The 15,615-nt window shown below is 45.6% G+C and carries 13 protein-coding genes and 1 tRNA gene; 6 read left to right on the top strand and 8 right to left on the bottom strand.

The window, feature by feature from the left end:
- Positions 1–31: 31 nt before the first annotated feature.
- The 4 genes from K7R11_RS13585 to K7R11_RS13570 form a co-directional block, all read right to left on the bottom strand.
- Positions 32–1,132, bottom strand: coding sequence for a DUF4407 domain-containing protein (locus tag K7R11_RS13585; protein WP_224491291.1), 1,101 nt, complete (start codon positions 1,130–1,132; stop codon positions 32–34).
- A 95-nt stretch (positions 1,133–1,227) separates the two neighbouring features.
- Positions 1,228–1,728 carry a YybH family protein gene (locus tag K7R11_RS13580; protein WP_224491290.1) on the bottom strand — a complete coding sequence of 167 codons (501 nt, stop codon included), beginning with the start codon at positions 1,726–1,728 and terminating at the stop codon, positions 1,228–1,230.
- Between the two features lie 123 nt (positions 1,729–1,851).
- Positions 1,852–4,167: a S9 family peptidase gene (locus K7R11_RS13575; protein WP_224491289.1), complete on the bottom strand. Its 2,316-nt coding sequence runs from the start codon at positions 4,165–4,167 to the stop codon at positions 1,852–1,854.
- A 38-nt stretch (positions 4,168–4,205) separates the two neighbouring features.
- Entirely contained in the window at positions 4,206–5,594 is a 1,389-nt protein-coding gene (locus K7R11_RS13570) for a dipeptidase (protein WP_224491288.1), read from the bottom strand.
- A gap of 98 nt (positions 5,595–5,692) precedes the next feature.
- Between K7R11_RS13570 and K7R11_RS13565 the strand changes: the two genes are divergently transcribed.
- The 6 genes from K7R11_RS13565 (at position 5,693) to K7R11_RS13545 (ending at position 10,886) form a co-directional block, all read left to right on the top strand.
- Positions 5,693–5,774 (top strand) — tRNA-Leu (locus K7R11_RS13565).
- A 655-nt stretch (positions 5,775–6,429) separates the two neighbouring features.
- The gene (locus tag K7R11_RS13560) at positions 6,430–7,365 is read left to right on the top strand and encodes a hydroxypyruvate isomerase family protein (protein WP_224491287.1); all 936 of its coding nucleotides are present in this window, start codon (positions 6,430–6,432) and stop codon (positions 7,363–7,365) included.
- Positions 7,366–7,769: 404 nt separating this feature from the next.
- Entirely contained in the window at positions 7,770–7,898 is a 129-nt protein-coding gene (locus K7R11_RS15050; protein ID WP_262899824.1) for a hypothetical protein, read from the top strand.
- A gap of 221 nt (positions 7,899–8,119) precedes the next feature.
- Complete coding sequence (locus K7R11_RS13555) at positions 8,120–9,265, top strand: porin (RefSeq protein ID WP_224491286.1); 1,146 nt, start codon at positions 8,120–8,122, stop codon at positions 9,263–9,265.
- Positions 9,258–10,340 (top strand): BamA/TamA family outer membrane protein, encoded by a 1,083-nt coding sequence (locus K7R11_RS13550; RefSeq protein WP_224491285.1) that lies wholly within the window; start codon positions 9,258–9,260, stop codon positions 10,338–10,340. The genes K7R11_RS13555 and K7R11_RS13550 overlap by 8 nt, the downstream gene beginning before the upstream one ends.
- A gap of 177 nt (positions 10,341–10,517) precedes the next feature.
- On the top strand, positions 10,518–10,886 hold the full coding sequence (locus K7R11_RS13545) for a YtxH domain-containing protein (protein ID WP_224491284.1): 369 nt from the start codon (positions 10,518–10,520) through the stop codon (positions 10,884–10,886).
- Between the two features lie 238 nt (positions 10,887–11,124).
- Here K7R11_RS13545 and K7R11_RS13540 read toward each other — a convergent pair whose 3' ends face one another.
- The 4 genes from K7R11_RS13540 to K7R11_RS13525 form a co-directional block, all read right to left on the bottom strand.
- Positions 11,125–13,194 carry a fibronectin type III domain-containing protein gene (locus tag K7R11_RS13540; RefSeq protein ID WP_224491283.1) on the bottom strand — a complete coding sequence of 690 codons (2,070 nt, stop codon included), beginning with the start codon at positions 13,192–13,194 and terminating at the stop codon, positions 11,125–11,127.
- A 182-nt stretch (positions 13,195–13,376) separates the two neighbouring features.
- Complete coding sequence (gene arsB / locus K7R11_RS13535) at positions 13,377–14,438, bottom strand: ACR3 family arsenite efflux transporter (protein WP_224491282.1); 1,062 nt, start codon at positions 14,436–14,438, stop codon at positions 13,377–13,379.
- A complete protein-coding gene (locus tag K7R11_RS13530; RefSeq protein ID WP_224491281.1) occupies positions 14,428–15,063 on the bottom strand; it encodes a low molecular weight phosphatase family protein in 636 nt (211 codons plus the stop codon). Before K7R11_RS13530 ends, arsB begins: the two co-directional genes overlap by 11 nt.
- A gap of 32 nt (positions 15,064–15,095) precedes the next feature.
- Positions 15,096–15,425: an ArsR/SmtB family transcription factor gene (locus tag K7R11_RS13525; protein WP_224491280.1), complete on the bottom strand. Its 330-nt coding sequence runs from the start codon at positions 15,423–15,425 to the stop codon at positions 15,096–15,098.
- Positions 15,426–15,615 lie beyond the last annotated feature (190 nt).

Here is a 15,615-nt window from a genome sequence, read left to right as displayed (position 1 = left end):
AACCAAAATTTGCCTTAAAGGTAACTAATAATCAGACATTGCTTTTCTGCTGGGCGTAAAATGCATCTGCCTGCACCTGAAAGATCGCCCTTGCCTTTTCATGCTTGTAGGCAAAAAGCGCTTCGTCTTCCCGAAGGTCTTCATAGACCCGGTCGTTAATGGCTGCATCGGTGACCTGATGCTGCCTTCGCTGGTAGGCTTTTTGAGCTGCCCATACCCTTAGCGTTTCTTCCTGATCTTCCAGCTTCATATCGTATTCTCCCCTGGGGGCCAGTAATTTTGAAATAATGGGGGTGGTTTCTATGGCAAGGAACAAAAGAAAAATAAAGAATGAGGGAAGCCATGGGAGTTGGTCTAATGCATTCACCCGGGCCATAAGTCCATCAAACCCGTCAATAACAGGCTGGGTACTTCCTACCTTCCTTTCGTAATTCGCCTTCAGGGTCTTTATAGCCTGAAGCTTTTGTGCGATCCGGGCGTTATTGGTTAACCTCAGCGCCTGCAATTCGGCCAGGGCCGCATCGTGCTTCTCCCTTTTTTCCTTGTATACCGGACCCTTCCCGATCTTAAGGGTCCCTTCCCTTCCTTCAGCCTCAGCGATAAAAGTGGCATACAGGGTATTCACTTCCGCCTCCTTATCGGCTATTTCTGCTTTAAGAGCACGGACCTCTCCTTCCAGTTTTTCCATTTCAGGAAGGTATTGAAGGGCTAATTGCTCCCGGTTATCCAGGGTCATTTGATTTTTTTCCTCCAGCAGCACCCTGTCGATCTCCTTTTCAAAGATCTTTATTTCCAGAGGTTTTGAAATGACCACGGCAATGATCACAGCAAGAAGAAGCCGGGGAACAGCCTGGAGTACTTCCTGGTAAAACCGCTTTCTTTTCTTAAGGGTAGATACTATGAAGCGGTCGAGATTAAAAATGAGCAACCCCCAGACCAGGCCAAAGCCCAATGCGATCCAGGCGTTATCAAATACGGTAAATAGGGCGTAGGAGGCGGCAATAAAAGCCATGACAGCGGTAAAGAATACGGTGCCTCCGATTCCGGCTTGTTTGATCTGTTCAGTACCCGAGCATTGCTCCAGCAATCGGACATCTGCTCCTGAACACATCCAGAAGAATTTTTTTAACATAACTGCAGTTTGATTGATGAATGTACCCCTATATAACGCAGGCTACATCAAATTGTTACGCACAGTACTGTTAATTCTTATGAGATCCCCCGGGATTATTCCGAAGGATTAAAGGATTCATGAACATGCACCACTTTCCATTGTCCGTCCAGCTTCTTGAATACCGCGCTCCAATACCCGGCCACTGTTACGGTAGTGTCATTGGCAAGCTGCATTGCATTGGTGAATTCTGCCAGGTGCATGGCGGCATGGCGGTCCAGAACAACGATCTCTTCCGCAGTTAATTCCAAATTGGTGTTTTTTCGGGTCTCCATACCCTGGCTAAAGCCGTTCATGATCTGATCAAAACCCTTCATTTGCACTCCGTTCAGAAAAAACGTCGCACTATCTGATCGCCAAAAATCACGAAATAATTTTTCAGGATCATTCGTTTCAATCCCTTCGACAACCCCCTCCATATGCTTCATGATCTCCTGCCGTATTTGGGTAACCTCTTCCTGGGTAAGCATCTCAGGTTTCACCGTCGATTGTTCCTGACTGCAACTTCCCAAAAGCACTCCTGAAAGGATAAATAAGCCTAAAAATGTTCTGCGCATACTATAATGTATTGATGATTAGTGCTTTAAAAGTTACGAATCCAAGCGCTAATCTGCACCAAAATTAATGTGGATTACAAAAGAAATATAAAAAAAGCCCCGTTTGAAACGGAGCTTTCCTTATTACCTGTCCAGGGAGAATCCAGCCGGAGGATCGGTGTCCTTAAGATGTTTCACAAAGTAATCCCAGCGTTTCCTTGTCATATAATTGGTCATATCGCCGTAACCGTGCCGTTTATTTGGAAAGATGATCATATCAAAATCCTTATTGGCTTTAATCAGGGCTTCCACCACCAGCATGGTATTTGACGGATGCACATTATCATCCAATTGCCCGTGGGTGATCAAAAGATGACCTTTTAAACGATCTGCCATGAGTTGGTTCGCCTGGTCACTGTAATTGTTTATGCCTTCGGCATTTATTTCCAACAATCCCTGCCATTTTTCTCCCCAGTCGTCCTCGTAATTCCTGTTGTCGTGATTTCCGGATCCGGATACTGCCACGTCGTAAAAATCAGGATACCTAAGCAGGGCATCGGTAGAGGCAAAGCCACCTCCTGAATGGCCCCAGATCCCGATTCGGGTGGTGTCCATTGCGGGGTATCGCCGGGCCAACTGACGGATCATGGCTATGTTATCGGGTAGTCCGTTGTCGCCCATATTTCCATAATAGGCATCGTGGAAGGATTTAGATCTCCTGGGGGTTCCCATGGCATCCACCCCTACCACGATAAAACCTAATTCGGCCACGGCCTGCCTGTCGCTTCGGGTTTCGCGGAATGCATAATCGTTAACACTTCCCGACTGGGGTCCGGGGTAGATATAGTTCAATACCGGGTAGGTTTTATTCTTGTCGTAATTGCTGGGCAAGAACATGATCCCGTAGAGATCGGTTTCCCCATCTCTTGCCTTAACGGTAAATTCCACCGGGGCCATCCAACCTGCTTCAAGGAGTTTAGTGGCATCCGCCTTTTCGAGATCAGCAAGTTTATTTCCATCCATATCCCTGATCACAGAAACCGGGGGTGTCGCCACCGTTGAATAGGTATCCACCACGTATTTGAAATCCGGAGAAATTTGAAAATCATGATCGCCCTTCCCGGGAGTAAGACAGGTCATGTTTTCGCCTTCAAAATCCACCTTATACAGGTATTCATAGTACGGATTTCCTTCTTCTTTTCCCCCGGCGGTAAAGTAGATCACCCGGTTTTGCTCATCCACATGAACCACCTGTCTCACCTGCCACTCACCCTTGGTGATCTGATGCTTAAGCGCCCCGGATTTCAGGTCATAAAGGTAGAGGTGACCCCAATTGTCTCTTTCTGAATACCAGATCACCTCATTGCTGCTATCGAGAACGCTCCAGCACGCATCGCCAACCCCGGACTCGTAATAGGTGGGTACAGTTTCCTCCAGTACTTCACTTACTTTACCCGTAACAGGGTCTGCTATGTTCAGTTCTGCAGATTTATGATCTCTTGACGAGGATACAAAGGCCAGCTGAGACCCATTGGCATTCCATTCCACATCCAGAAATTCTCCTCCCCGACCTGCAATATGATCGGTAGTTGTAGAGCGCTGGTAATCGGGATCCATCTTCAGGCGTACCACCGTGGGTTGAGGCTCGAGATGCACAACCACTCTTTCGATCATAAAGACCGTACTGTCTCCCGGCAAGGGATACTTCCAGGCCTCCAGTTCGGGGTGGCCTACCTGCGTATTTACGAGGTACATTTCCTCCACACCCCGGGCATCCTGTTTGAAAGTGGCGATCTTTTTAGAATCAGGCGACCATTTTAACACTGCCTGGTCACTATGTGTCCAACCCGCATTGTCTGTAGCATAGCCGTAATTAACTGTGCCATCAAAGGTAAGCTGAGTCTCTCTCCCGGTCTCTATGTGACGAACCCACAGGTTATACTCCCTTATAAAAGCTGCTTTGGTGCCGTCTGGTGATACATGCTCATTTCGATTAACCCCTTTTGAATTTTCTTCCGATACGATCTCGCTCACCACTCCGGTTCCAGGGGTAAAACTGAATTTTCTTCCAAAGGTCTGGAAAACCACATCACCTTCAGGAGTTATAGAGATATTCCGGAAAGGCAAACTGTCTGCAATGATCTCTCTCCCCGTAATTCCGGACAAGCCCACTGCAAGCTTCGCATGATCAAAGGCAGGAGATTTTGTTTTGGTTCGGGTATTGAAACTTTTGAATTTCCTGCCCTCCGGTGTTTGTATCCTATAGGTGAAAAGGCTGTCTCCCATCCATTGTCCACCCTGTACTTCCTGATGAACCAGGTTAGACATTCGGGGGTACATGTAACGGGAAGCCCGCTGATAATCTTCAAGGGTTACCTTTTCCTCGGTGTTTTGTTCCGAGCAGCCGGTAAGCCCCCATAACAGTAATAAACCCAACAGGGTTCTCAGGGTTAATCTCATAGTTCAGGGTTTGAATTAAGTGGATCTGTCAAATGCCCTCAGGATGACAGCTCGGTAAAATATTTATAAAAATACGGAATGGTCTCAATGCCTTTCAGGTAATTCCAGATACCGTAATGTTCATTTGGAGAATGAATGGCATCACTATCCAGACCGAATCCCATAAGTATGGTTTTGCTTTTTAATTCCTTCTCAAAAAGAGAAACGATCGGGATACTTCCACCACTTCGCTGGGGAACAGGAGTTTTCCCGAAGGTTTGCTCATAAGCCTTACTCGCAGCACGGTAACCGTCACTGTCTATAGGCGTAACATAAGGGTAACCGCCATGATGGGGTTTTACCTTTACCTTAACTCCTGCAGGCGCAATAGATTCGAAATGATCCTTGAACAACCGGGTGATCTCTTCCCAGTCCTGGTCAGGTACCAGTCGCATGGAGATTTTCGCATAGGCCTTGGAAGGGATCACTGTTTTTGCGCCTTCTCCTGTATATCCTCCCCAAATTCCATTGACATCCAGCGTAGGACGGATGGAATTCCGTTCATTGGTAACATATCCCTTTTCCCCGTAGACATCTTCGATATCAAGGGCCTTTTTGTATCCCTCCAGGGAGAAAGGAGCCTTTGCCATCTCATCCCGTTCTTCCCTGCTCAGCTCCTGTACTTTATCGTAAAATCCGGGAATGGTAATATGGTTATCTTGATCCTGCAGGGATGCGATCATTTTTGAAAGGATATTGATCGGATTTGCAACAGCACCTCCGTAAAGACCGCTGTGCAGGTCGCGATTAGGTCCGGTCACTTCGACCTCTACATAGGAGAGTCCGCGAAGTCCCGTCGTAATGGAGGGGGTCTCTTTCGAGATCATTCCCGTATCAGAGATCAGGATCACATCGTTGGCCAGTTTTTCCCGGTTACGCTCCAGGAACCACCCCAGGCTTTCAGAGCCAACTTCTTCCTCCCCTTCGATCATGAATTTCACATTGCAAGGCAGGGTGTTGTTAGCAACCATATATTCCAGGGCCTTTACATGCATATACATCTGCCCCTTATCGTCGCAGGCCCCCCGGGCAAATATGGCACCTTCAGGATGCAATTCCGTAGTTTTTATCACTGGCTCAAATGGAGGCGAATCCCAAAGTTCGACCGGATCCGGCGGCTGTACATCGTAATGCCCGTATACCAATACGGTCGGCAGATTGGCATTGATCATTTTCTCTGCATAAACAATGGGATAACCCGGGGTTTCGCAGATCTCTGCATGATCACATCCGGCCTTTTCCAGGGCAGCCTTTACCGCCTCGGCCGTATTGAGCACATCTTCCGAATATGCCGGATCAGCACTTACCGATGGCATGCGAAGAAGTTCTATAAGTTCATCAATAAATCGTTGCTTGTGTGTCGAGATATACGACGTTATATTTTCCATGGAATGTCTGTTGTATTGCTCAAAAGTACAAAAATTGAAAATTTTATTATCGGTTCTTTGTAATATCAAAATTTGATTTATCTTTGCACCCACAATTCGCGGGTGTGGTGGAATTGGTAGACACGCTAGACTTAGGATCTAGTGCCGCAAGGTGTGAAGGTTCGAGTCCTTTCACCCGCACGAAAAGCTCTTCAGAACGAAGGGCTTTTTTTATGCCTTAAAATCAAAATATTCCTCATATCAAGGTGTAAAGGTTCCCCCGAGGCGTCGGGGCTTTTGTTTGGATGAAAGAGGAAAGACCCAAGAGGAAAGACAGTTCAACTGAAGGCAGTAGGCAAAGAAACAGAAACCCGGCAGAAGCCGGTAACTTTTATCACCTTCATCATTTGCATCATTTTCATTCAAAATCGGGCATCACCGTATTACTACATGACCATATCACTGCACCTCCTTCATAAGCATCAAAAGACATTTCTTGATTAATAGTTAGAGGAAGCATTCTCATGGAGTTCTTCTTGAATGATGCTATGGTTTTCTTGAGCTAAACCGTAAAAACTTGTAAATACAAAAACAGAGAAGTAAAGATTTCCGGTTCGTATCGATTTGATTCTTAGGATTACCTATTAGCTCCAAATTATATTTAGAGGCGGGTTTGAGCAATGGTAATAATGCTCGGAGGGATTCTATTAGAAGTCAAAATAAAAATGTGATCTTTTACGTCATAAATTATTAACTTGTTTTCCCCACGGAAAGAAAAAAAAACTGTTTTCGCAATCACTTAAGGGACTAACCAAGCATGTTTTCCAGAACGGGCGTATTGATTTAAACCTGAAAAATGCATAGAAGAAGTTTTATCAAACAAAAGGCGATGCTTGCAGCCTCTATCGGCTTGGGAGCTACCCAGCTCTCTGCAGCCGGCAAATCCTTTTTTGAAGTTAAAAACAATTCTTTCAACCTGAACTATGCGCCTCACCTCGGTATGTTTAAAAACTTAGCAGGCGACGACCCTATTGACCAACTTAATTTCATGGCAGACCAGGGATTCACTGCTTTCGAGGATAATGGAATGAAAATGCGGACTCCGGAGTTGCAAGAAAAAATGGCTAAAACCATGACCGAAAGGAATATCCAAATGGGTGTTTTTGTGGCACATGAAATATTTTGGAAAGAGCCCAACCTTACCAATGGTGATCAATCATTGAGAACAAAATTCCTCAAGGAGATTGAGGAATCGGTAGTTGTTGCAAAGCGGGTAAATGCGAAATGGGTAACGGTAGTTCCGGGCCACGTGGATTTGCAGATCAATCCGGCAACACAATCTGTGAATGTGATTGAATCTTTAAAAAGGGCTTGTGAGATCCTGGAACCCCATGGGATTATCATGGTCCTGGAACCACTAAATTTCAGAGACCACCCCGGTCAGTTTTTAACGGAAAGTCCACAGGCTCATGCCATCTGTAAGGCTGTAAATAGTCCTTCCTGTAAAATCCTTTTTGACCTCTATCACCAACAGATACAGGAAGGCAACCTTATACCCAATATCGATGCGTTTTGGGATGAGATCGCTTATTTTCAGGTAGGCGACAACCCCGGCAGAAAAGAACCCACAACCGGAGAGATCAACTATGAAAATGTCTTTAAACATATCTATTCCAAAGGCTTTAAGGGCATTTTGGGCATGGAACACGGCAACTCTTTAGAGGGAAAAGAGGGGGAAATGGCAGTACTCGAAGCATACAGGAAAAGTGATTCCTTTAAATTGGTGCACTAATCATTTAAATTGCAAAACCCCTATTTCAAATTACCACCTCATGATTCCAGGGAGGACCAGGATATCGAAGGTTCCCCCGAAGCGTCGGGGCTTTCACCCACACGAAAAGCGCTGCAGAACGAAGGGCTTTTTTATGCCTTAAAATCTTATTAACACTCATAACAAGGTGGGAAGGTTCCCCCTAAACCTCGGGGCTTGCTGATACCATAACCTGTGAAATACCTAAAATATCTCCTCCCCTTTACAGGGGGAGCTGTAAAGTCAATACACTGCAAATCACCCACCTGCTTTACTGTTTACTCAAAACATAAACACTCCTTATCGATTACATTAAAAACATAAATATTTATATATAAACAATATTCCACACTTTTGTATCGTAAGGAATCGCTAACACAAAAGACATGGATGTTATTATCAGTAAACTTCTCATTTCCCTGACGATCTTCGGACTTATTTTTCTGGCCCACCACCTGGGTAAAAAAACTACTTACAGCAAAGAAAATCTCGATCAGAACAGGGATGCTGCCTGATCATCCTGCTGTAATAATCCCGGATTAAAAGGCTAACTTCTACGTGGGTTGGAAAATACAAATCCGTTCATCTCTAACAGCCAGTTTCTCCGTTTCAGGAGCCTATCAGCCTTCAGAGCATTCCCGTCGGCTCAAAAAAGCTGTTAACATGCTAATTATTAAATATTTAGACGATATTCCCTATCTTTAAGGTATAATCCACATAACCGGAATTCCTTAAAGTGAAACTACGCATCCTCTTCCTTTCGCTCTGTTGTCATTTCATAGCCTTTGGGCAGCCCTCTGCCGATTCCCTTCACCTCCGGTTTGAACCGTATACCAGCTTGCGTTCACACTTCGCCATCATCGAAGATGAGGCGGAGTTTCAGGACAACGCCAGCCGGGTGGGCTTTACGGCAGGCGTAAAAACCACTTCCTCTTCCATAGAATTCTTCGGACATGTAGAGCTAAGCATTCGGTTAATAGAGAGTTCGGTTAATCTGAACACCGATTCCAGGACCTCCTCTGGTTTCGTGATATTAAACCGGGACCAGGAAAGCCAGGTGTTTGCCGCCAGACTGGGTTACCTGGGAGTTGATTTCGGGAGATACGGGCTGTTAACCCTGGGCAAGCAATGGAGCACCTATTACGATGTGTCAGGTATCACAGACCGTTTTAACGTTTTCGGAGGAACGGCCAGCAACACCTATGTAGGAGCTACCGACGGAAGTATAGGAACCGGACGGTCTGACCAGGCGATGATCTACCGAAACAGGATCGGAAATTTCAATATGGGGGTCCAGGTATTGTTCAGCAATACTCTTAACGACAATTTTGTAGATGGGTACGGCGCATCCCTCAGGTATTACCTTACCCCATTCATGAGTCTGGGCGCCGCCTTTCAGACGGCCATTATCAGAAACAGTCTTATTGAAAATACCATTGGATTTGACGGGGACCCTAAGTATTATTGTTTTGGTATACGCTACTTCAAGGACAATCTGATGCTGGCGGCGGTTTATGCGCAACAAAACAATGGAGATCTAACTACGGGAGATATTGACGAGGAAGAGTTTCCTACCGTGATCTATGATGACCAGGGGCTGGAATTGGCAGGAAAGTATTTCTGGAATAATTTCCGCTTTCTGGGCGGTATTAATTTTGAATGGCCGGATACAGCAGGTCTTCCTGTCAACGAAGATTTCGTCACCAGGGATTATATTTTTGGGGTGGAATATCACAGTTCAAAGTTATCCTATCTCTACGCAGAATATCGTGTAGAAAGCGGGTATGATGTCCAGGGAAAATCTCCTCCGGATGTCTTTACTATAGGCCTTCGAATAGACCTGTCGCATATCGGCGAGAAAACCATGGCACTCGATGACTGACTCCCGCCCGACATCCGTTCTGAAGCACCTGACCATTTTGTTAATGATCTTTTTGATTTGTACAGATATCCATGCCCAAAAAGAGACTTCTGAAGAGGATAAAGGGTTCAAATTTATCCCCATGCCCTACCTAAGCTACAGTAGAAATCTGAAATTCGAAATAGGCGCCCTACCCATGGTGATGTTCCCCCTGAGTAAAAAAGACACGATCTCTCCCGACTCGATGGCCGGAGCAGTACTTGTTTACACGACCAATGGGTCATTTTTCAGCTTTGCATTTTCCAGGTTATTCCTTGACCGGGACCGTTGGAGAATAACTTTGGGCCTGGGAACGGGAAATCAGAATTCGCAGACTTATATTGAATCTTTGGACATACCTCCGGGATTTTATGACTATGCCAGCCGGTTCAATATAATTCACCTGGGTGCTTTACGAAAAATCAGGGGTAAGATCTACGGAGGTCTTTCTTTCACCCATTCGGCCGGGAAAACCTCCTTTGAAGACAACATAAGGGCCCCAACGAACAACATCAATAATGGCATTAGCCTGATCATCAATTCAGATACCCGCGGTAATATCTATTACCCGAACCAGGGACACCTTCTGAATGTAAAATGGACGACTTTCCCTGAGTGGCTTGCCAATGACTCCCCTGCCAATCGCATCAATATCTCCTTTAACCGCTACCTGGGCCTGAAGAAAAACAACGATATCATTGCCCTACGCGGCACCATACAAGCGGGGTTAGGTGATATCGACTTTGAGCAACAGGAAGTGATCGGGCAGAAAGACATCCGGGGGTATTCTCTTGGAGAGTACCGGGGCGATGGAAAACTGGCCCTTCAGGGCGAATACCGGAAAAATTTTAAATCGCGCCTGGGCCTTGTTGGATTTTTCGGTCTTGCTACCCTATACGGATCGGAAACGGAGAGCCAGAACTGGCATCTTTATCCCGGTGTAGGCACAGGAATACGATACACGGCCTTTAAGAGAAACAATATGAACATTGGCCTGGATGCAGCTATTGGTGATGGCGACTGGGGCATCTATTTCAGAATAGGAGAAGCCTTCTGATACCGTATTTTTTTATTCCATGATTCCGAAATTCAGATCAATGTGGCATCATCCGAAATCGCTGGTAAGATTAACTTTCAAATTCCCTGAAGTTATTGACGCGCATCATAATTCATTGATTTATAAATCATTAACTTAGATGGCTTTAAATAAACGATCTAAAAAAATTCATACCTCATGAGTTACGAAAAGAACATTGGAGCCCTGCTGTTTGGAGCACTTGCAGGGTTTGGAATCGGAATCCTGTTCGCACCGCAAAAAGGCAGTGAAACCCGTAGAAAAATTGCCAGGAATACTGCAGCTGCCAAAGATAATATCTCATCTGAAGCGGTATACTTAAAAGATGCACTTCTGAGCAAAACCCAGGACTTAAGGGACACCCTAACGGGATCGATTTCTGATAATAAAAAATCCTTCGATGAAAGGCTAATCGCCCTGTTATCTGAGGCAAACTTCAAAACAGAAGATGTTATCCATAAGTTGGAGAAGCACCTGGAAACCCTTAAAAAAAATAAAAAGAAATTCCGCGGTGGTAAATCAGCCTGATACGCCTCCCCCAAATACAACAGCAGTCCTGCAATGCCTGTGGGGTTAACCCGTTTGTAAGATTATCATTAACCCATAGCCCAACCTCTGTCTTTAGGGAGTGTCTGGGTCCATGGGCGATATCCCCTTTTCATCGAATATGCACGGATGACCGGGCTTTATATGAGCATGTATCCTTCCTATCCTGAATACCCTTGCATAGGGTTCAGCTTTCCATTCCTCTACACTTCTTAAATCACTACAACCCGGTCCTTTCAAGAAAGAGATCAGTTTTCGGCACAGAAGAACCCAGATGGTCCCGCAGCAATCCGGAAGAGATACTTATGAGATCTCCATTCATCCCTTCAAAAATAAAATGCGGATAACCCTTGGTGCCCACGCTTAGTTCTGTTCCTGTAATAAGATCATAGAAATAACCCTTTTTCTGGTGAGGATAAGATGTTGAAAAAGCGTTTGTGGGATCGTTATTGGAGCCCAGGATCTTACCCTGACTCCTGCCAGCCCCATAGGTGAACACAGGAAATGAATAACTTCCTGTAACTTCAAAGGTTGCCTCATCAATTATGGTCTGATCATTGCCGTTTACGATCCGGTTCAGGCCGGGATAATAGTAGAGGTTACTCATAACCAAAGGCACCTCGCTCCGGGTCAGGGTTAACCCTCCCTGCCCATCCAGCTCATACTCCCTGGATGTTCCTTCATTCGGGTGCCCCACAAGAAACCTGCCATTGGCCAATTCCAGGACCCCATATGCTCCGAAGCTTTGAAAGGTGGCAAAATGCGCCTTACTGTCTGTAATAGTGAGCTGATCCTGCTGGTGGTCGAGGGCATAGATCAGGTTCTGGTCTGTGATGAGCCAGGTACCATTCCCGGTCACATGAAATTCCTGCACCCCGGAAATTCCAGGTTTCAGGGTATACTTTAATGCAAGGTTCGCAGGGTCATAGACCAGGAAATCACTCCCTTGAGGAAATATCAGTTCCTCGCCGGATGACGTCTGTATTATTTTCATATTCATGTCCGTGAAGATCTCCGGAACCACATCACTGCACACCGTTCTTGCCCCTGTCTGGTAATTATAAGCACAAAGTGAATATTGCCCATTGTCCTCCCTGCCATACAAATAAACAAGGGGCTGTGTTTTGCTTACTGCAACCTTAGTGATCGCAGTAAAGCCCAACAGCTCAGGACGGCTATACGCCACCTCCCAGCTGTGAAGTCCCATTTGCCATTGGGTACTCCTGTTCCCGAAAATATCTATCGCATAAACCGTATAAACCGGGTTTTTAAAATATGGTGGATCCGTATCTGTATAGCTCAAAGTGGTGCGTTCGGGAATCGTATCGATAATGACCTCCTGGTACCCGTAACCCGATCCGGAGGTGAAATTCCTGGCAGCAATCTCATAGTGTGAAAAATAATATCCCTTATAGGATTCCCATGACAGTGTAATGGCATTTCCATTAACCTCAGGCTGGCGCATTTGTACCGAGGCCACCGGAAACCCATTTGTATCCACAGACCTCAGTTCACTCTCGCCTAAGAGTCCCTCCGCAGTATACACCCTGAAGAAATAACACAATTCTTCGGCTGCAGGTGGATTCTCATCTATAAAATAATTGATCTCGCGCTGCGTAAGGGTTGCCACAAGGGTTGCATTCTCCTTAGCACACCCAACCGCACTTCGGTAGATCTCATAGCGTGAAAATTGATTTGGACCCCGGTACTCCTGCCATTCGAACCGGATCTTATCGAGGTGTTCCTGATAGGGATTACGGGCAAATGTCTCTGAGTAATAATCGCTGTCCAGGGGTTCATAAGGGTAAGCCGTGAGTTCAAAAATATCATCCTTACCATCTTCATCCAGGTCGAATTTCATTCTGAATATCAACTTTGAAAGGCCTTGTTCTACCACCACCATTTCTAATGTGCCCCCTGATGCATCATTGAGGGTGATCACCCCATCGGCATCCTTCCATTGAAATGCCGAAGACGTATAGGAACAATTGTACTCGTAATCCAGTACATAATCGCGATAGACCCCGTTTGCGTCGAACACAAAGAAGTCCCTGCCACACTCCTCACTGTTTTCAGGTACCGCTTCTCTCTGACCTTCCCACTCGATATAATGTATGGCCCAGCTACCGGAGAGCAGCGTCTTATCGACCTCTCCTACCCTGCCGGCATAAAAGGGATCTTCCTGAGGTGGCTCCCCATCATCCTTGAAGCAACCTGCAAGCAACAATCCAAGTATAAAAATGGTTGTCCAGTGTAATTTACGCAGGGCAAGCATGGCAGAAGTATTCATATTGAGGCATCAGGGTTTATATTCGAAGCGCCAAGTTACATAATTTGTAAGTGATTACGCAGGGCAAAAAAACCTCCCCTTCCGGCCATACAAGAAAGGACCCGCATCCCGATTCAGTATGGCATTCAGCAAAAAGCTCCCGAAAAGGGAGCTTTTTTTATTGTAAAAACTGATGCCTGCTGTTACCTGGAGGAGGTGAGCATTTCCTTAGAATCGTAAAATTTCTTTTTTAACCAAAAGGATACCCGTACCAAAAGGATCAGGGCCGGTACTTCCACCAACGGACCAATTACCCCGGTAAATGCCTGACCGCTGTTTAACCCGAACACTCCTATTGCCACCGCTATGGCCAATTCAAAATTATTGCCGGCTGCCGTGAAGGAGATGGATGCATTTTTCTCGTAGCTGGCACCCATGATCTTACTAACAAAAAAGCTTATAAGAAACATGACCGTAAAATAGATCACTAAGGGAACAGCTATGAGCAATACATCCCCCGGAAGCTCCACGATCAATTCCCCTTTAAGGGAGAACATCAGAACAATGGTAAGTAGTAAGGCAATGAGGGTCAGAGGCGATATCGCCGGAATGAATTTTTCCTTATACCAACCTTCACCCTTCAAAGGCTCTAAAATGGTCCGGCTAAGAATACCCAGGAGAAAAGGGATACCCAGATAGATGGCTACACTTTCGGCTATTGTGGCAATAGAGATATCCACAATGGCGCCCTCATACCCAAATAATGGCGGAAGTTTTGTAATAAAAAGCCATGCGTAGAAGCTATAGGCAAACACCTGGAAAATACTGTTTAAAGCCACCAGTCCGGCCCCGTATTCACTGCTCCCGTCGGCCAGGTCATTCCAAACCAATACCATCGCGATACACCGGGCAAGCCCTATCAGGATAAGGCCCACCATATATTCCGGATACTCTTTGAGGAAAACAAGGGCCAGCACGAACATTAGCACCGGGCCTATCACCCAGTTCAGCACCAGGGAAACGGAAAGCACCTTTACATCTTTAAACACCTTTGGCAACAACCTGTAATTCACCTTGGCCAGGGGTGGATACATCATCAGGATCAATCCTGCCGCCAGCAGATAATTTGTAGACCCGGAACCAAAACGCTGTATGCCTTCGGCAAAGGCCGGGAAAAGGTACCCGAGTCCTACCCCCAAAGCCATGGCCGAAAATATCCAAATGGTCAGGTTTCTATCCAGAAAGCTTAATTTCTTATTGCCCATAGGTAAAGTCACTTTTTAATTGATTAAACACCCAAAACATCTCTGTTGCGATCTGTTCACTACGCTCCTGATATTTACTTAATTTCTCAGGCGTATCGTCAAATTTTTTAGGATCTTCATACGTTACCGATACCCTGGCTGCAGCACCGGTAACCACCGGGCAGGCCTCACTGGCCTGGTCACAGGTCATAATGGCAATAAAGCCTTCTGCAGGGTTAAAGGTATGGTGATATTCTTTGGAGAAGCCAATAACGGCCGGTTGGTTAAAGCCATATTTTATACTGTATATAGGATTCTCCCCTTCACTCAGCCGGTCAATATGAAATCCGCTTTCCGAAAGCACCCCGGCCACAGAAAGGTACATGGCCGTAGCTTCGGTGCCTCCCGAATAACACCTGATATTCCTTCCGAATCCATAATAATAAGCTGCACATTGAGCCCACACCTGGGCCAGATGACTCCTGCGTGAATTATGCGTACAAATAAAATTCAGGTTAACTTCTCCTTCTTTCCGGAGCATGGCCAGCACATAATCCCTTAGTGTAAGCAATGCCTCCTTTCGATCTTCAGACACCTTCCCGGTATCGATATTTTCTATAAAATGCTGTAAAGGTTCAAATAGCATAAGTAGTGTATAAAGTCTTTAAAAGAATGTTATTAACAGCAGTCCTTGGTTTTTACTCCCCGCTTCAGGAATTGTTCTAAAAATGAGCTCATTTCCTGCCATCGATCAGCATCAATACAGTAACAAACACTGGTGCCTTCTATGGTTCCCTTGATGATCCCCAGCTGCTTAAGCTCCTTGAGGTGTTGAGATATGGTGGGTTGCGCCAACCCGATCTCCTGCACAAGGTCGCCACAGACACAGGAATTGATCCGGAAAAGATGCTCCAGAATAGCGATTCGGGCAGGATGAGCAAGCGCCTTTGCCATCCTTGCGAGTTTATTCTGATCGCCGGTAAAGATCTCTGTTTTTGTTAAACCCATAAATGAAATTTTTTTAAGATACCGCGAAGGGGAATGACACCCCTGCTCCTGCAAGGCTGTTTACGGCACTAATTACCATCCGTATTTAACACGATACTTAAAAATCTAATGATTGCAATATTACAATAAAAGCTGATTACCGGACACTCATAAAAACGGAAGTTTACCTAAACTTAACAGGGGGAAGTAT

This window comes from Robertkochia flava (assembly GCF_020166515.1).
GTDB classification, from domain to species: domain Bacteria; phylum Bacteroidota; class Bacteroidia; order Flavobacteriales; family Flavobacteriaceae; genus Robertkochia; species Robertkochia flava.
Note: the sequence above shows the minus strand (reverse complement) of the source record. Positions and strands in the feature narration are given on the sequence as shown.